The organism is Pseudonocardia sp. TRM90224 (genome assembly GCF_021245725.1).
Lineage (GTDB): Bacteria > Actinomycetota > Actinomycetes > Mycobacteriales > Pseudonocardiaceae > Pseudonocardia.
This window is the reverse complement of sequence record NZ_JAJGSX010000001.1, coordinates 333,869-350,944: the sequence shown is the minus strand read 5'-3', so window position 1 is coordinate 350,944 and position 17,076 is coordinate 333,869. Positions and strand designations below refer to the sequence as shown.

Sequence of the window (17,076 nt, the reverse complement as noted above, 5' to 3'; positions counted from 1 at the left end):
TGGTCGTGGGGAGGGCAGGAAAGCCACTTTCCTGCCCTCACAGGGCCGGAAAGTGGCTTTCCTGCCCTTGCCGCGCGCGACGCCGAAGGTAGGCGCTACGAACCCGCTGACGGCAGGGGCGTCGCCGCGGTGCGACGGGCGGCGAACCGCCGCGCGATCGGCTCGACGACCCGCGCCGCGACCGGCCCCATGACGGCCATGAGCAGCACGTACGTCGTGGCGAGCGCGGCGAGCTCGTCCGGGACGGCGGCGTAGCCGACGGCCAGCCCCGCGATGACGATCGAGAACTCGCCCCGCGCCACCAGGGCAGCACCGGCGCGGGCCCGGCCCAGCTTCCCGATGCCCTGCCGGCGGGCGGCCCACCAGCCGGTGGCGATCTTCGTCAGCGTCGTCACGACCGCCAGCAGCACCGCCCACCCCAGCACGGGCGGGATCGAGGCCGGGTCGGTGTTGAGGCCGAACACCACGAAGAACACCGCGGCGAACAGGTCGCGCAGCGGCTCCAGCATCTTCGTCGCGTTGACCGCCGTCGAGCCGCTGATCGCGATGCCCAGCAGGAACGCGCCGACCGCCGCCGAGACCTGCATGGCCGAGGCGAACCCGGCGACCAGCAGCGCGGCGCCGAGCACCTTGAGCAGGAAGACCTCACGGTCGGGCGAGTCGACGACGGCCGAGACGTACCGCCCGTACCGCAACGCCACGACCAGCACCACCACGAGCACCCCGACCGAGATCCCGACGGCGGACAGCCCGCCGAGCAGCGTCACCCCGATCAGCAGCGCCGTGAGGATCGGCAGGTAGAGGGCCATCACGAGGTCCTCGAACACGAGGATCGAGAGCACCACGGGCGTCTCGCGGTTACCGAGGCGGCCGAGATCGCCCAGCACCTTCGCGATGATCCCCGACGACGAGATGTACGTGACCCCGGCCATCACGACCGCGCCGATCGGACCCCAGCCCAGCAGCAGCGCCACCGCCGCCCCTGGCGCGGCGTTCAGCACGATGTCCAGCAGCCCGGCCGTCCACGAGCGCTTCAAGCCCGTCATCAGCTCGGCCGCCGAGTACTCCAACCCCAGCAGCAGGAGCAGCAGCACCACCCCGACCTCGCCGGCCAGGTGCGTGAAGTCCTCGATGCCGGTGAGCGGCACCAGCCCGCCGTGCCCGAAGAACAGCCCGCCGATCAGGTAGAGCGGGATCGGCGAGAGCCCGATCCGACCGGCGAGCCGCCCGAGCAGCCCCATGCCGAAGAAGACAGCGCCGAGCTCGATCATCTCCAGCGCGATGTCCGCCACGGCGGTCAGCCCAACTTGAGGATCTTGACGGCGTCGTCGAGCCCCTCGGACGTGCCGACGGTGACCATCAGGTCGCCGCCGGTCAGGGTGAAGTCCGGGGTGGGACTCGGGTGGACGTGGCCCGCGCGCATCACCGCGACGACGGACACCCCGGTGCGCGAGCGCAGCGCCGTGTCGCCGAGCGTGCGCCCGTCGAACGGCGAATCGGGCACCACCGGGATCTGACGCGTGTGCACGCCGGGGAGGTTCTTGTGCTCCTCCCGCAGCTGCGCGACCAGCTGTGGCGCGCCGAGCAGGTTGGCCAGCGCCGCCGCCTCCTCCGGGGTCAGCGGCAGCTCGGCCATGCAGGCGTCCGGGTCGTCGGGCTTCGAGATGATCAGCTCGATCTGGCCGTCGCGATGCGTCACGACACCGAGCCGCCGGCCGCTGCGGATCGCGAAGTCCTTGCGTATCCCGATGCCGGGCAGCGGGGTCACCTCGACGTTCACGCTTCCCACCCTAACTGTCCGGTTCGTGTCGGTCCGCCACCAGCGCGGCCACCCCGTCCAGCACCCGTTCGAGCCCCCAGCTGAACCGGATCTCCGGGCCGTCCTCCTCCGATGCGACCCCGGCCGCGAACGCCGCCGCGACCGCGGGGAACCGCTCCGGCGTGACCAGCGTCGTCATGAGCCGGCCGTACGCCTGCGCGGCCTCCTGCTCGGTGATGCCCTGCGCGGCCGAAGCCGTGGTCAGCTCGCTCGAGACGGTGACCTCACTTCGTACAAAACCCATCACGAGCAGCATCACCGAGATCTTCTCGCCCTCTCCCAACCCGCTCCCGCGCAACGCGATGAGCCCGCTCTCCATCCAACGCAGCTGGTTGGGCGTCGCGGGTGGCCCGCTGACCGGCATCCGCAGCACCCACGGATGCGCGAAGAGCACGTCGAAGAGGCTGCGCGCCCAGGTCGCCAGCCCTTCGCGCCACCCGAGGCCGGAAACGTCGGGCGGCCCGGTCGCGAACACCGCCTCCGACATCAGGATGTAGAGCTCGTCCTTCGCCCCGACGTAGCGGTAGAGCGACATCGTGCCGACGCCGAGCTCGCTCGCGACCCGGCCCATCGCGACGGCCCCCAACCCGTCGGTCGCGGCGACGTGCACCGCCGCCTCGACGATCCGGTCGATGCTCAACCCGCGTTTGGGTCCCTTCGTCGGCTTCTCACGCAGGCCCCACGCGATCTCGATGCTGGCCGGTAGCCCCGTCCCGCTCGTCGTGTCCATCGCTGTTCACCTCTCAGGTCTTGACGGCCATCCTACGTACTGCGTATAACTTACGCATCACAGCGTAGCTCATACGCAGTACGAGCAGAAGGAGCCCCCAATGGCCCGCACCGTCCTCGTCTCCGGCGCCAGCATCGGCGGCCCCGCGCTCGCGTTCTGGCTGCACCGCTACGGCTTCGAGGTGACCGTCGTCGAGAAGGCGCCCGAGCTGCGCACCGGCGGCTACAAGATCGACCTGCGCGGTGCGGCGATCGAGGTGGCCGACCGGATGGGCCTGCTGGACGCCGCCCGCGCCGCCGAGACCGAGATGCAGTCGCTGTCGTTCGTGAACGACGCCGGCAAGCGGCTCGTCTCGATGCCGGCCGAGCTGTTCATGGGCCGCGGCGAGGCCGACGTCGAGGTGATGCGCGGCGACCTCTCGCAGATGCTCTTCGACGCCACGAAGGACGACGTCGAGTACCTCTTCGGAGAGTCGATCACCGGGCTGGTCCAGGGTGACGACGGTGTGGCGGTGTCGTTCGAGAAGGCAGCCCCGCGCACGTTCGACCTGGTCGTCGGCGCCGACGGGCTGCACTCGAACGTGCGGGCGCTCGCGTTCGGCGACGAGGCGCAGTACGTGCGCGACCTCGGCTACCAGGTGTCGATTGCCGGTGTGGACAACCACCTCGCGCTCGACCGCGAGGAGCTGATCTACACGGTGCCCGGGCGCACCGTGAACGTCTACAGCACGAAGCAGATGACCGGCGCCAAGGCGCTCTTCCTGTTCGCGGCGCCGCAGGAGCCGCTGCAGCGGCGTGACGTCGCGGGGCAGAAGGCCTATGTCGCGAAGGAGTTCACCGGCGCGGGCTGGGAGACCGACCGGCTGCTGGCCGGCCTCGAGGCCACCGACGACTTCTACTTCGACTCGGTCAGCCAGGTCCGGATGGACGGCTGGACGCGCGGGCGCGTCGCGCTCGTCGGCGACGCCGGCTACTGCCCCTGCTTCGCGTCGGGGCAGGGCACGAGCCTCGCGATGGTCGGCGCGTACGTGCTGGCCGGCGAGCTGGCCGCGGCCGGGGGCGACCACGTCGCCGCGTTCGCCGCCTACGACCGGGAGATGCGCACCTTCGTCGAGAAGAACCAGGAGCTGGGCCGCAACAACATCGGCCAGATGATCGCCAAGAACCGTTTCCAGAGCTGGATGGGCGTCCAGATGATGAAGGTGCTGCCCAAGCTGCCGTGGCGGGACGCGATCGTGGAGAAGATGATCGGGCCGGTGCGGGAGGCCGCTACCGCGATCGAGCTGAAGGACTACCAGACTCCGGTCCAAGATGGACGATCGGCTGATAGTCTCGGCGCGTGAGGGTCGTGTGGCTCGACGTTCCGCAGGCCGTGCTCGACGATCGACGGCGAGCCGGCCTCAGCAAGGCCGACGAGATGTGGGACGGCGTGCTGGCTCTCGTCCCACCGCACGACGCGCGGCACGTGCGGCTGCGGCAGGCCATGATGCCGCCGTGCGGGACCGCGTGGTCGGACGTCCTCGGCCTCACCCTGCAGCCCGTCGACGGCAAGCTGCGCATCACGGGCCAGAGGCTCCGCCGAAATCTGACTGGCACCACCGGCATAGGCTGGTGACTATGAGTTCCCACGTGCTGACCGCCGTGGCGTGGCCCTACGCCAACGGCCCACGGCACATCGGCCATGTCTCCGGTATCGGTGTGCCCTCCGATGTGTTCGCCCGCTACCAGCGGATGGCCGGCAACCGGGTGCTCATGGTCTCCGGGAGCGACGAGCACGGCACGCCGATCCTCGTCCAGGCCGAGAAGGAGGGGCTCACCCCGCAGCAGACCGCCGACAAGTACCACCGCGTGATCGCGGAGGACCTGCGCGGCCTCGGGGTGACCTACGACCTCTACACCCGCACGACCACCGGCAACCACGCCGAGGTCACGCAGCAGATCTTCCTCGCGCTGCACCGCAACGGCTACGTCATCCCGAAGACGACGACCGGCGCGATCAGCCCGTCGACCGGCCGCACCCTGCCCGACCGGTACGTCGAGGGCACCTGCCCGATCTGCGGCTACGACGGCGCGCGCGGCGACCAGTGCGACAACTGCGGCAACCAGCTCGACGCCAGCGAGCTGATCAACCCGCGCTCGCGGATCGACGGCGAGATCCCGAAGTTCGTCGAGACCGAGCACCTGTTCCTCGACCTGCCGGCGTTCACCGAGTCGCTCGGCAAGTGGCTGTCGACGAAGACCGGGTGGCGGCCCAACGTCCTGAACTTCACCAAGAACCTCGTCGACGACATGCGGCCCCGCGCCATCACCCGCGACATCGACTGGGGCGTCACGATCCCGCTCGACGGGTGGCGTGAGCAGCCGCTCAAGAAGTTCTACGTCTGGTTCGACGCCGTGATCGGCTACTTCTCGGCGAGCGTCGAATGGGCGCGGCGCAGCGGCGACGCCGACGCGTGGAAGGCGTGGTGGAACGACCCCGACGCCGAGATCGTGCACTTCATGGGCAAGGACAACATCACGTTCCACGCCCAGATCTGGCCGGCGCTGCTGCTCGGCCACAACGGGCAGGGCGACCACGGCGGCACCCCCGGCCCGTACGGCGAGCTGAACCTCCCGTCGGAGATCGCGTCGAGCGAGTTCCTGACGATGAGCGGCTCGAAGTTCTCCACGTCCCGCGGCACCGTGATCTACCTCGGCGACTTCCTGCGCGAGTTCGGCCCCGACAGCCTGCGGTACTTCATCTCGGCGGCGGGCCCGGAGACCCAGGACGTCGACTTCACCTGGGACGAGTTCGTCAGGCGGGTCAACTTCGAGCTGGCCAACGAGTGGGGCAACCTCGTCAACCGCTCGATCTCGATGGCGCACAAGAACAACGGCGCGATCCCGGCGCCGACCACTCCGGCCGCCGCCGACGCGGAGCTGCTCGCGCTCTCGCGGGCGGCGTTCGACACGGTGGGCGCGCACCTCGCGCGTTCCCGGTTCCGCGCCGGCATCGCGGAGGCCATGCGGGTCGTCTCGGCGGCCAACAAGTACCTGTCCGACCAGGAGCCGTGGAAGCTGAAGGACGACCCCGGCCGCCGCGATGCCGTGCTGCACACGGCGCTGCAGGTCGTCCAGGACGCCAACACGCTGCTCACGCCCTTCCTCCCGCACGCCGCGCAGCAGGTGCACGAGGCCATGGGCGGCACGGGTCTCTGGGCGGCGCAACCCGAGCTGCTCGACGTCCCCGACCTGGACATCCCCGGTCGGATGAACCCGATCCTCACCGGCGACTACACGCGCGAGCAGGCGAAGTGGGAGTCGAGGCCGATCGAGATCGGGCGCCCGCTGCGGAAGCCGACCCCGATCTTCCAGAAGCTCGCGCCCGAGCTCGGGGAGACGGGCCCGGAGTGGGCCCCGATCGTCAAGGCCTGAGCTGGTGCCCGGTCCGTACGGGCGCAAGGAGCGCCCCGAACCGCCGGAGCCGCTCGGCGCGGCGACCGTCGACGCCCACACGCACCTCGACGCGTGCGGGTGCGTCGACGCCGCCGACGTCCGCGCTGTCATGGACCGGGCGGCCGCGGTCGGCGTCACCCGCGCGATCACGGTTGCCGACGACCTCGCCTCGGCCCGGTGGGTGGTGCGGGCGGCGCACTGGGACGAGCGGGTCGCCGCCGCCGTCGCGCTGCACCCGACCCGCACCGCCGCCGTCACCGAGGACGAGTTCGCCGAGGTCGAGCGGCTGGCCGCCGATCCGCGGGTGGTCGCGGTGGGGGAGACGGGGCTCGACTACTACTGGGACTACTCGCCGCCCGCCGCCCAGCAGGAGTGGTTCCGCCGCCACATCGCGCTCGCCAAGCGGCTCGGCAAGCCGCTCATGATCCACGACCGGGACGCGCACGACGACGTGCTGCGGATCCTGCGCGAGGAGGGCGCCCCGGAGACGGTGGTGTTCCACTGCTTCTCCGGCGACGCCGCGATGGCGAAGGAATGCGCGGAGGCCGGCTACGTGCTGTCGTTCGCCGGGCCCGTGACGTTCAAGAACTCCCACGACCTGCGCGAAGCCGCCGCGCTGGTGCCGCTGGAGCAGCTGCTCGTCGAGACCGACGCACCCTTCCTGACCCCGCACCCGCACCGCGGGCGGGCCAACGAGCCGTACTGCTTGCCGTGGACCGTGCGCGGTATAGCCGCCCTCCGCGGTGTTGAGGAGGACCGCATCGCGGCGAGCGCGGGCAACAACGCCGAGCGGGTGTTCCGGCTCGGCGAGCTGCCGCCCGTCGAAGCCACCCCATGATCGGCTCCTGAACTGCGCGTTCGCCGTCGAGGCGGGGCCATTGGGCGCTGCCACCGTGTCGCAGGTCGGCTACTGCGATCACAGCCCGTTACGGTTCCGTGATCGCACAGCCGGGGTGGGGACGCTCCCCAGCACCGCGGTCACGGTGGCCGAGGGCGTTCCCTGAAGTCGCAGCCCCCCGGCCACCGTGACCGGCGCCTCCCCTGCCCGGACCCGCCGAGGACTGGATACCCGTGGTCGACGTCTCTGCGCGAGCACGACGACGTCATGCCGACAGTCGTCGGTTCGGCACCACGGACGACCCGGCCGACTTCCCGGGGCCGGCCGCCAGCCCCGAGCTCGTCAGCCCTGACAAGGCCGGCGCTGAGATAGACGCGCTCACCGAGCAGTGGGCGATCTCGTTCAGCGCCCGGCCGATCGCCACGACCCCCGCCCTGTTCGGGGACGTCGTCGACGCCGCAGCCGATCCCGCTACCGGCCGGTTCCCCGTCGTCGTGCCCGAGCACGAGCTGCCGACCGGGCCGATCCCGCGGGTCGTCCTCCCCGAGGAGCCGCAAGATCCTCCGCAGCGGGACCGGCGGGACTTCGACACCGGGCCGCTCCCGGTGATCGACGCCGAGCCGGTCACCGGGGCGATCGCCGTCCCGGCTGGGGTCCCGACCGGGGTGCCCGCCGCGGAGCCGATCACGCAGCCGCTGCCCGTCCAGCCGCACATGCCGCTCAACGAGGCCATCCCCATCGCGCCGGCGTACACGGCAGATGAGACGGCGCCGATCGCCGTCGTCGCGCCGATCGCGCCACCTGCACCACCCGCACCACCTGCACCGAGGCCGACGCCCCGGCCCCGGCCGGCACCCGCGGCCCCCGTCGAGCCGCCGGCCGAGGCCCCGACGCCCGACACGGTCGGCGAGCAGCCCGCGTCCTCCGCCGCGGCACCCCGGACGCGGGCCGCCCGGCGGGTCGCGCTGGAGCAGGCCGCGGCCAAGAAGAGCCCGCTGCGGCTGCTCGTGATGGTGGTGGTGCTCGCACTGCTCGGCGGGAGCGCCAGCGCGGTCGTGTTCGACAAGACCGTGCTGCTGACGGTCGACGGCAAGGACATCAAGCTGCACACGTTCGCCACCGACGTCGCGTCGGCGCTGGCCTCGGCAGGGATGCGGCCGACGCCGCGCGACCGCGTCGAACCCGCGCTGCCCACCGAGATCGACGAGGGCGACCACATCATCTTCAACCGGGCCCGCCGGCTCACGCTGCTCGAAGGACCGTCGACGCGCGAGGTCTGGAGCACCGGCGCCACGATCGGCGAGGCGCTCGAGGGTCTCGGGATCAAGGCCGAGCCGACGCAGATCTCGGAGCCGCCCGACACCGAGATCCCGCTCGGCGGGCTCAGCGTCCAGCTGGCCGTGCCGCGCACCGTCGATTTCAGCGACGGCACCGCTGCACCCGCGCCGGTCACGACCATCGCCGGCACCGTCAGCGGGCTGCTCCAGGAGCAGGGCATCGAGCTCGGTGTCGACGACGTCGCCGTGCCGAGCGGCGACACCCCGCTCGTCGAGGGCAGCACCGTCCAGGTCGTCCGCAACGGCGTCGGCGAGGTCATCGAGGTGCAGCCGATCCCCCCTCCGGAACAGGTGATCGAAGACAACACGCTGCCACGCGGCAAGAAGGTCGTCGCCGAGCGCGGCAAGCCCGGCGAGCGGACCGCCGTCATCCGGATCTACGTCCAGAACGGGCAGGAGGTGCGCCGCGAGCAGGTGCGGGCGGGCAGCCTGACCCCGCCGGAGCCGCGCATCGTCAAGCTCGGCACGAACGACGAGCTGAAGGCGCCGGCGGTCGAGGACGGCAGCATCTGGGACCAGCTCGCGAACTGCGAGGCGACCGGCAACTGGGCAGTCAACTCCGGCAACGGCTACTACGGGGGCCTCCAGTTCGACGCCGGCACGTGGAGCGCCTACGGCGGCACCGACTACGCGCCGCTGCCGCACCAGGCGTCCCGCGAGGAGCAGATCGCCGTCGCCAGCAAGATGCGCGACGCCCGCGGCGGCTACGGCGCATGGCCGGCGTGCTCGCGCAAGCTCGGCCTGCCCCAATGAGTGCCCCCATGAGTAACTGCTTGGCCGTTCCGGGCAGGCTGGAGAGGTGACGGACGAACGGTCGCGGCTGCTCGGGCCCGCTGAAGTGCGCGCGCTCGCCGCGGAGCTGGGGATCCGGCCGACGAAGCGCCTCGGGCAGAACTTCGTGCACGACCCCAACACGGTGCGCCGCATCGTGCGCGCCGCCGAGCTGCAGCCCGACGATGTGGTGCTCGAGGTCGGCCCCGGCCTCGGGTCCCTGACGCTCGCGCTGCTGCCGGCGGTCGCGGCCGTGCACGCCGTGGAGATCGACCCGGTGCTGGCGGAGCAGCTGCCGACCACGGTCGCGGACCGGGCGCCCGAACTGGCCGACCGGCTCGTCGTGACGGCTGCCGACGCGCTGCGGGTGCGCGCGGGCGACCTCGCCGGCCCCGAGCCGACCGCGATCGTCGCGAACCTCCCCTACAACGTCGGGGTGCCCGTCGTGCTGCACCTGCTCGTCGAGCTGCCGAAACTGCGTCGCGGGCTGGTGATGGTGCAGGCCGAGGTGGCCGAGCGGCTGGCCGCCGATCCGGGCAGCAAGGCGTACGGAGTGCCGAGCGCGAAGCTCGCGTGGTTCGCGGCGGCGAGGCGGGCCGGGCCCGTGCCGCGCGCGGTGTTCTGGCCTGTGCCGAACGTCGACTCCGGACTGCTCGCCTTCGACCGCCGCGAGCCACCGGCCGGCGATCGCGAAGCGGTGTTCACGCTGATCGACGCCGCGTTCGCCCAGCGGCGCAAGGCGCTGCGCTCCGCGCTCGCCGACTGGGCCGGCAGCCCGGCCGCGGCCGAGGAAGCGCTGCGCGCGGCGGGGATCGAACCGCTCGAACGCGCCGAACGGCTCTCGATCGAGGACTTCGCCCGGCTGGCCGCCGCCCGCGCAACCTGATCCGCGGAGGTCGGAGCCCGGCGTCCCGGTGGCCGGGGGAGGGCAGGAAAGCCACTTTCCGGCCCTCACAGGGCAGGAAAGTGGCTTTCCTGCCCACGCGTGCGGAACGCACGCATCCCGGACGAGGTGACGGGCCCGGGGTCGGGGGACTGCTCCGTGTGTATTATTCCGAGTGGAATAGTCCGGACGGGAGAGTTGATGACCGTGAACCTGACCCCGCTCGCAGTCAGCGTGCTCGCGCTGCTCTGCGAGCGAGCGATGCATCCGTACGAGATGTACCGCCTGATGATTTCCAGGCACGAGGACGAGATCGTCAAGGTGCGGCCGGGCTCGCTCTACCACACGGTCGACCGCCTGGCCGGCGCCGAGCAGGTGGAGGCCGTCGGGTCCGACCGCGAGGGCGGGCGGCCGGAACGCACGACGTACCGGATCACGTCCGAGGGCCGCGCGACGCTGCGCGAGTGGATCCGCGACGTGCTGGCCACCCCCACCAATGAGTTCCCACGGTTCCCGGTCGCGCTGGGCGAGGCGCACAACCTGCCGCGACTGGAGGTCGTCGACCTGCTCCGCATGCGGATCAGCGCGATCGAGAGCGAGCTGGCCAGGATCGCCGTGCTGATGGCCGCGAACCACCCGTCGGAACGGGAGCCGTACCTGATCGCCGCGCACTACGGCGTCGAGATGCGCAATGCGGAGCTGGACTGGCTGCGGAAGGTGGCCGACCGGCTCGAGAACAAGGAGATGGAATGGCCGCTGGAGGAGAGGGCATGAAGGCCGCCGCGACGAGCCCGTGGCCCGCGCTGTGGGCGCTGGTGATCGGGTTCTTCATGATCCTCGTCGACACCACCATCGTCTCGGTGGCGACGCCGGCGATCATGGCCGACCTCGGCGCCGACGTCGACTCGGTCGTCTGGGTCACGAGCGCGTACCTGCTGGCCTACGCCGTCCCGTTGCTGGTGACGGGCCGGCTCGGCGACAGGTTCGGGCCGCGGAAGGTCTACCTGGTCGGGCTGGTCGTCTTCACGCTGGCGTCGCTGTGGTGCGGGCTGACCGACACCATCGGCGGGCTCGTCGCCGCGCGGGTGGTGCAGGGTCTCGGTGCGTCGCTGATGAACCCGCAGACGATGGCCGTGATCACCAGGACGTTCCCGGCCGACAGCCGTGGGCGCGCGATGAGCCTCTGGGGCGCCGTCGCGGGCGTCGCCACGCTCGTCGGGCCGATCCTCGGTGGCCTGCTCGTCGACGGGCTGGGCTGGGAGTGGATCTTCTTTGTCAACGTGCCGGTCGGGGTGATCGGGTTCGTGCTGGCGTTCCGGCTCGTCCCCGACCTGGAGACGCACGTGCACCGTTTCGACCTGCTCGGGGTGTTGCTCAGCGGGGTCGGGCTGTTCCTGCTGGTGTTCGGCATCCAGGAAGGCCAGACCTATCAGTGGGGCACGATCGCCGGCCCGATCACGGTGTGGTCGCTCATCGTCGTGGGCCTGGTCGTCTTCGCGATCTTCCTGGTCTGGCAGGCCCGCAACCGGTCGGAGCCGCTCGTCTCGTTGCGGCTGTTCAAGGACCGCAACTTCAGCCTGGCCAACCTGGCGATCGCCACCGTCGGCTTCGGCGTGACGTCGATGGCGTTCCCGATGATGCTCTACTCGCAGGGGGTGCTCGGGCTGAGCCCGACGGGCGCCGCGCTGCTGATGATGCCCATGGCGGTGATCTCGGGGGGTCTCTCGCCATGGGTGGGGCGGCTGACCGACCGGTTGCACCCGCGCTGGATCGCCGGGATCGGGCTGGCCGCGTTCGTCGTCGCGCTGCTGTGGCTCGCCACGATCATGTCGCCGACGACGCCGATCTGGCTCTTGCTGCTGCCGTTCGCGCTGCTCGGCGTCGCCAACGGGTTCATGTGGTCGCCGATCAGCACCACCGCCACCCGCAACCTGCCGATGAAGGACGCCGGCTCGGGCGCCGGCATCTACAACACCGCACGCCAGATCGGTGCGGTGCTCGGCAGCGCGGGTATCGCGGTGCTCATGCAGTCGCGGCTCTCGGCGATCCTGCCGAGCGGGGGCGGTGCGCCCAACCCCGAAGCGGCCGTCACGCACCTCCCGGCGGCGCTGCACGACGGGTTCAGCACGGCGATGGCGCAGTCGCTGATCCTCCCGGCCGCCGTGATCGCGATCGGGCTGGTCGCGGCACTCTCCTTCGCCACCCCCGGCCACCTGCGCAAGACGCCCACCGAAGCGGCCGCGACCACCGCCTCGTAACTTCCCCACCGTTTTGGGCACATGCGCGCGATTTCGGCGCGCATCCACCCAAAACGGTGGGGAAGTTCGGGTGGTCTCCGGTCGCGTCGCCCGGTCCTTCCGGTCGCACGTAGGGTTGTCGCGTGCTCGCAGCTGTCCCTTCCCCGGTCACCGTGCGGGTCCCGGCCAAGATCAACTTGCATCTGGCCGTCGGCCCGCTGCGCGAGGACGGGTTCCACGACCTGGTCACCGTCTTCCACGCCGTGAGCCTCTTCGACGAGGTGTCGGTCGCCGCGAGTGAGGCGCCCGAGATCGCGGTGCACGGCGAGGGCGTCTCCGAGGTCCCCGCCGACGAGACGAACCTCGCGTGGCGCGCCGTCCAGCTGCTGGCCGAACACGCGAAACGCGAGCCGAACGTGCGGCTCGTGCTCCGCAAGGGCATCCCGGTCGCCGGCGGGATGGCCGGCGGCAGCGCCGACGCCGCGGGCGCGCTCGTGGGCATCAGCGCGCTCTGGAAACTCGACCTCGGCCGTGACGAGCTGTCGGTGCTCGCCGCCGAGCTCGGCAGCGACGTCACGTTCGCGCTCTACGGCGGGACGGCCGTCGGCACCGGCCGCGGTGAGCAGATCGTCCCCGTGCTCTCGCGGCACCCGCAGCACTGGGTGATCGCGCTGCACCGCGGCGGGCTCTCCACCCCGAAGGTGTTCTCCGAGCTCGACCGGCTCCGGGCGGGCGCGGAACCCACCCCGCGGCCCGTCGAGCCCGTCCTGGAGGCGATCGCGGGCGGCGATCCCCGCCAGCTCGCGCTCTCGCTGGGCAACGACCTGCAGGCCGCGGCCGTCAGCATGGTGCCCGACCTGCGCCGCACGCTGCGGGTCGGTGTCGATGCGGGCGCGCTCGCCGGACTCGTCTCCGGCTCCGGCCCGACCTGCGCGTTCCTGTGCGTCTCCGCCGATGCCGCGATCGACGTCGCCACCCAGCTGGCCGGCGCCGGCGTCTGCCGGACCGTCCGGGTCGCGCACGGCCCGGTGCCCGGCGCGCGGGTCGTCGACCAGAACGAACCACCAGGCGTTCCACCCGGCCCGCCGTCCTCGTGGCCCCCGGTGCGTGCCTGATGCCTCCCAGCCAGAACCTCGTCAACCTCGAATCCGTCACCGCGCACGTCCCTGGCGATGCGTCGCGCGTGCTGCTCGACGCGGTCTCGCTCGGCGTCGAGCGCGGTGAGCGGATCGGCGTCGTCGGGCTGAACGGCGGCGGCAAGACCACCCTGCTCGACATCATCACCGGCGAGCGCGCACCGGACGGCGGTCGCGTCAGCAGGGTCGGCGGGCTGAACCTCGCCCACCTCGCGCAAGGCGACAAGCTGCCGGCCGGCGCGAAGGTCCGCGACGTCGTGCTCGCGGCATGGCACAGCAACGACCACGGCTGGGCGGCCGAGCACGAGTGGGCGTCCGACGCGAAGGTCCGCGACGTGCTCGACGGGCTCGGCATCGGCGATCTCGACCGGTCGGTCACCGGCCTGTCCGGCGGCGAGAAGCGGCGGGTCGCGCTCGCGGCCGCGCTCGTCGGCGACCCCGACCTCGTTGTGCTCGACGAGCCGACCAACCACCTCGACATCGAGGGCATCGGGTGGCTCGCGGAGCACCTGCTCGAGCGGCGGTGCGGGGTCGTGGTGGTCACGCACGACCGCTGGTTCCTCGACGCCGTCTGCTCGCGCACGTGGGAGGTCGCGAACGGGCGCGTCGAGAGCTACCTCGGCGGCTACGCCGACTGGATCTACGCGCGCGCCGAGCGCGTCCGGCAGGCCGACGCCGCCGAGCAGCGCCGGCAGAACCTCGCCCGCAAGGAACTCGCCTGGCTGCGCCGCGGCGCGCCCGCACGCACGTCGAAGCCGCGGTTCCGGATCGAGGCGGCCGAGGCGCTGATCGCCGACGTGCCGCCGCCGCGCAACACCGTCGAGCTGCTCGGGTTCGCCACCAACCGGCTCGGCAAGACCGTGCTGGAACTTGAGGACGCGTCCGTCACGATCGCAGGCCGGACCCTGCTCGACGACGTGACCTGGCGGATCGGGCCCGGCGACCGCATCGGCATCGTCGGGGTCAACGGCTCCGGCAAGACGACCCTGCTGCGCACCCTCACCGGTGAGCGGACGCTCGACGCCGGGCGGCTCGTCCGGGGCACCACGGTGCAGCTCGCGGAGCTGAGCCAGGAGCTCGTGGACCTGCCGAAGGACATGCGCGTGCTGGAGGCGACCGAGCAGGTCGCGAAGTTCGTTCGGCTCGGGAAGCTGGAGCTCACGGCGTCGTCGGTGCTGGAACGGCTCGGGTTCCCGGCGTCGCGGCAGTGGACGCCGGTCGGCGATCTCTCCGGTGGCGAGCGGCGCCGCCTGCAGCTCACCCGGCTGCTCATGGCCGAGCCCAACGTCCTGCTCCTCGACGAGCCGACGAACGACCTCGACGTCGACACCCTCTCCCGGCTGGAGGACCTGCTCGACGGGTGGGCGGGCACGCTCATCGTGGTCAGCCACGACCGCTACCTCGTCGAGCGCGCGTGCGACACCGTCGTCGCGCTGCTCGGCGACGGCAAGATCACCCACCTGCCCGGCGGGATCGAGGAGTACCTGCGGCGGCGCGCCGGGGCGAGCGCGCAGGTCAACGGCCTGACGGCGGCGCCCATTGCGCCCGCGGTGGCGACGCCGGCCGTGACGAACTCGGCCGCGCAGCGCGCGGCCCGCAAGGACGCGGCGCGACTCGAGCGGCGGATGGAGACGCTCGCGTCGAAAGAGGAGAAGCTGCACGTCCAGCTCGCGGAAGCGGCAACCGACCCGGCCCGCCTGCTCGCCCTCGACGCCGAGCTGAAGGCCGTCGTCGCCGAGCGCGAGAACGTCGAGCTGGAGTGGCTGGCCGCCGCGGAGCTAGCCGAGTCCTGACGGGCGCAAACTTCCCCACCGTTTTGCCAACCTGCACGCCCAAAACGGTGTGCAAGTTGGCAAAACGGTGGGGACGTTCTACCGGTCGTCGCGCCGGGGCGCCCAACTTCCCCATCGTTTTGGGTGGATGAGCGCTCTGGCGGCGCGCATCCACCCAAAACGATGGGGAGATTCGGTTGATCCCCGGTCCACTGATCGATGGACGCGCGACCGGGCGCGCGCTCTTAGCGTCGAACGCATGACGGTGACCGAGAGGCACGAGGCAGTCCGGGAGGTGCCGGGGTTCGCCCGCACGCCGGTGCTCGTGGTGGCGGCCGTCGTGGCCGTCGCGCTGACGGCCGTGAGCGGCAACTACGGGTACTTCGGTGACGAGCTGTACTTCGTCGCCGCCGGGCACCACCTGGCCTGGGGTTACGCCGACCAGCCGCCGCTGCTGCCGTTGATCGCGCTGCTCATGGACACGATCGCGCCGGGTTCCGTGGTCGCGCTGCGGGTCCCGGCGACGCTCGCGATCGTCGCGCTGATCGTCATCGCGGCGCTGACGGCCCGCGAGCTCGGTGGCGGACGGCGGGCGCAGCTGGTCACCGCGGGCGCCGTCGCCGTCGCGCCGAACTTCCTCGCGAACGGCCACTGGCTCGCCACCTCGACGTTCGATCCGCTCTGGTGGGCTGCGCTCACGTTCGTGCTGGTGCGCTGGTCGCGCACCCGGTCGGACCGGCTGCTGCTCGCCGCGGGCGTGATCACCGCCGTCGCGCTGCAGACGAAGGTGCTCGTCGTCGGCTTCTGGGCGGTTGCGCTTGTTGTGTTGCTGGTCGTCGGACCTCGTGCGCTGCTGGGACGTCCGGCGCTGTGGGTGGGCGGCGCCATCGCGGTCGGCTCCGCCGTGCCGACGATCGTGTGGCAGGCGCAGAACGGTTGGCCGCAGGTGGAGTTCAGCCAGGTCGTCGCATCGGAGAGCGTTTACGCCGGCGGGATGCTCGGCTTCCTCCCGCTCGGGCTGTTGCTCGGCGGGCTCCTGATCGGCACGGTCCTCGCCGTGCACGGTGTCGGGCTGCTCCTGCGTGACCCGGCGCTGCGCTACCTGGGCATCACGGCGGTCGGCGTAACCGTGCTGTTCATGGTCACCGGCGGGCGCCCGTACTACATCGCGGGGATGTTCCCGCTGCTCTGGGCGGCATCGGCAGCCGGGATCCAGCGTCGACGCCCGGCGGTGTGGTGGCGCTGGGTGCCGACGTGGCCGGTCTACGCGCTCACCGCGGTCCTGCTCGTGGTGATGAACATCCTGCCGATTCGCCCGGTCTCCGACTTCGCCGATCAACCGCTCGTCATCGGCAACTTCCAGCTCGACGAGGTCGGCTGGCCCGAGACCGTCGCCGACGTCGTCGCCGCGCACGACGCGCTGCCGCCCGGCGAGCGGGAGAGGGCCGTCGTGGTCACGTCCAGCTACTGGACGGTCGCCGCCATGCAGATGTACGCGCCCCAGCTGCCCTCCTACAGCCCGTCGCGCGGCGCGGCGTGGTTCGCCACCCCGCCGGAGGACTCCGGCGCGGTGGTGTTCGTCGGCGACCCGAAACGGCTGGCGGGTGCGTTCACGCAGGTCGAGCAGGTCGGCGTGCTCGACAACGACCAGCGGATCAACAACATGAACCAGGGCAGACCGATCTTCCTGCTCGAAGGGCGCACGCGACCCTGGGTGGACATCTGGGCAGAGATACGGCACCTCTGACGCCGAAGGTCTGATCAGGTATCCGACTTTCGGCTGATCCGGCCGAGATCACCACCACGTACCGTTACTGGAGTGCGGCCGGGTCGGGGGACCCGGCGGGGAGTTGCACACGGGGGCCGATCGGTCCGCCGCTTCCGACGGGGCGGCGGACCGATCTGCGTTTCCGCACAAAACCGCGGCGATGGGTGCCGGAAAGTCCGCCATGGCCGTTCGGGCGCCACGCGAGGGCAGCAAAGCCACTTTCCGGCCCTCACAGGGCAGGAAAGTGGCTTTCCTGCCCTCCCCGGGAACCCCAGGGCGTCTCCGTCGGACCGCCGTCAGCGCCGCTGTCAGCGCTTTGGCCGCGGCCTGTCAGCACCCGCGCCGACACTG

14 protein-coding genes are annotated in these 17,076 nt (G+C 71.6%); 11 read left to right on the top strand and 3 right to left on the bottom strand.

Annotation, left to right across the window (positions count from 1 at the left end):
- Positions 1–95: 95 nt before the first annotated feature.
- From LL648_RS01420 to LL648_RS01410, 3 genes are read right to left on the bottom strand one after another with little or no spacing between them, the layout of a single operon-like run.
- Positions 96–1,271: a cation:proton antiporter gene (locus tag LL648_RS01420; RefSeq protein ID WP_255684375.1), complete on the bottom strand. Its 1,176-nt coding sequence runs from the start codon at positions 1,269–1,271 to the stop codon at positions 96–98.
- Positions 1,272–1,297: 26 nt separating this feature from the next.
- Positions 1,298–1,780: a cation:proton antiporter regulatory subunit gene (locus LL648_RS01415; protein WP_232660511.1), complete on the bottom strand. Its 483-nt coding sequence runs from the start codon at positions 1,778–1,780 to the stop codon at positions 1,298–1,300.
- 10 nt (positions 1,781–1,790) lie between these two features.
- Positions 1,791–2,549 carry a TetR/AcrR family transcriptional regulator gene (locus tag LL648_RS01410; RefSeq protein WP_232660510.1) on the bottom strand — a complete coding sequence of 253 codons (759 nt, stop codon included), beginning with the start codon at positions 2,547–2,549 and terminating at the stop codon, positions 1,791–1,793.
- Positions 2,550–2,649: 100 nt separating this feature from the next.
- Here LL648_RS01410 and LL648_RS01405 point away from each other — a divergent pair, with 100 nt between their 5' ends.
- From LL648_RS01405 to LL648_RS01350, 11 genes are all read left to right on the top strand, one after another.
- Positions 2,650–3,891, top strand: a complete 1,242-nt coding sequence (locus LL648_RS01405; protein ID WP_232660509.1) for an FAD-dependent monooxygenase — start codon at positions 2,650–2,652, stop codon at positions 3,889–3,891.
- A complete protein-coding gene (locus tag LL648_RS01400; protein WP_232660508.1) occupies positions 3,888–4,163 on the top strand; it encodes a hypothetical protein in 276 nt (91 codons plus the stop codon). The genes LL648_RS01405 and LL648_RS01400 overlap by 4 nt, the downstream gene beginning before the upstream one ends.
- A gap of 2 nt (positions 4,164–4,165) precedes the next feature.
- Positions 4,166–5,962 carry a methionine--tRNA ligase gene (gene metG, locus LL648_RS01395; protein ID WP_232660507.1) on the top strand — a complete coding sequence of 599 codons (1,797 nt, stop codon included), beginning with the start codon at positions 4,166–4,168 and terminating at the stop codon, positions 5,960–5,962.
- Positions 5,963–5,966: 4 nt separating this feature from the next.
- Positions 5,967–6,821, top strand: coding sequence for a TatD family hydrolase (locus LL648_RS01390; protein ID WP_232660506.1), 855 nt, complete (start codon positions 5,967–5,969; stop codon positions 6,819–6,821).
- A gap of 233 nt (positions 6,822–7,054) precedes the next feature.
- Positions 7,055–8,911, top strand: a complete 1,857-nt coding sequence (locus LL648_RS44950) for a transglycosylase family protein (protein WP_308190223.1) — start codon at positions 7,055–7,057, stop codon at positions 8,909–8,911.
- 46 nt (positions 8,912–8,957) lie between these two features.
- A complete protein-coding gene (gene rsmA / locus LL648_RS01375) occupies positions 8,958–9,815 on the top strand; it encodes a 16S rRNA (adenine(1518)-N(6)/adenine(1519)-N(6))-dimethyltransferase RsmA (protein WP_232660505.1) in 858 nt (285 codons plus the stop codon).
- A 198-nt stretch (positions 9,816–10,013) separates the two neighbouring features.
- Positions 10,014–10,586 (top strand): PadR family transcriptional regulator, encoded by a 573-nt coding sequence (locus tag LL648_RS01370; protein ID WP_232660504.1) that lies wholly within the window; start codon positions 10,014–10,016, stop codon positions 10,584–10,586.
- On the top strand, positions 10,562–12,070 hold the full coding sequence (locus LL648_RS01365) for a DHA2 family efflux MFS transporter permease subunit (RefSeq protein ID WP_232660503.1): 1,509 nt from the start codon (positions 10,562–10,564) through the stop codon (positions 12,068–12,070). The genes LL648_RS01370 and LL648_RS01365 overlap by 25 nt, the downstream gene beginning before the upstream one ends.
- 122 nt (positions 12,071–12,192) lie before the next feature.
- Positions 12,193–13,164, top strand: a complete 972-nt coding sequence (locus LL648_RS01360) for a 4-(cytidine 5'-diphospho)-2-C-methyl-D-erythritol kinase (RefSeq protein ID WP_232660502.1) — start codon at positions 12,193–12,195, stop codon at positions 13,162–13,164.
- On the top strand, positions 13,164–14,978 hold the full coding sequence (locus LL648_RS01355) for an ABC-F family ATP-binding cassette domain-containing protein (protein WP_232660501.1): 1,815 nt from the start codon (positions 13,164–13,166) through the stop codon (positions 14,976–14,978). Before LL648_RS01360 ends, LL648_RS01355 begins: the two co-directional genes overlap by 1 nt.
- A 238-nt stretch (positions 14,979–15,216) precedes the next feature.
- A complete protein-coding gene (locus LL648_RS01350) occupies positions 15,217–16,704 on the top strand; it encodes an ArnT family glycosyltransferase (RefSeq protein WP_232660500.1) in 1,488 nt (495 codons plus the stop codon).
- Positions 16,705–17,076: the final 372 nt, after the last annotated feature.

Excerpts from the sequence above, each read along its gene's own strand:
- LL648_RS01370 (WP_232660504.1), top strand. The coding sequence starts at position 10,014 with ATGACCGTGAACCTGACCCCGCTCGCAGTCAGCGTGCTCGCGCTGCTC.
- metG (WP_232660507.1), top strand. The coding sequence starts at position 4,166 with ATGAGTTCCCACGTGCTGACCGCCGTGGCGTGGCCCTACGCCAACGGC.
- LL648_RS01405 (WP_232660509.1), top strand. The coding sequence starts at position 2,650 with ATGGCCCGCACCGTCCTCGTCTCCGGCGCCAGCATCGGCGGCCCCGCG.
- LL648_RS01410 (WP_232660510.1), bottom strand. The coding sequence starts at position 2,549 with ATGGACACGACGAGCGGGACGGGGCTACCGGCCAGCATCGAGATCGCG.
- LL648_RS01420 (WP_255684375.1), bottom strand. The coding sequence starts at position 1,271 with ATGATCGAGCTCGGCGCTGTCTTCTTCGGCATGGGGCTGCTCGGGCGG.
- LL648_RS01365 (WP_232660503.1), top strand. The coding sequence starts at position 10,562 with ATGGCCGCTGGAGGAGAGGGCATGAAGGCCGCCGCGACGAGCCCGTGG.
- LL648_RS01355 (WP_232660501.1), top strand. The coding sequence starts at position 13,164 with ATGCCTCCCAGCCAGAACCTCGTCAACCTCGAATCCGTCACCGCGCAC.
- LL648_RS01350 (WP_232660500.1), top strand. The coding sequence starts at position 15,217 with ATGACGGTGACCGAGAGGCACGAGGCAGTCCGGGAGGTGCCGGGGTTC.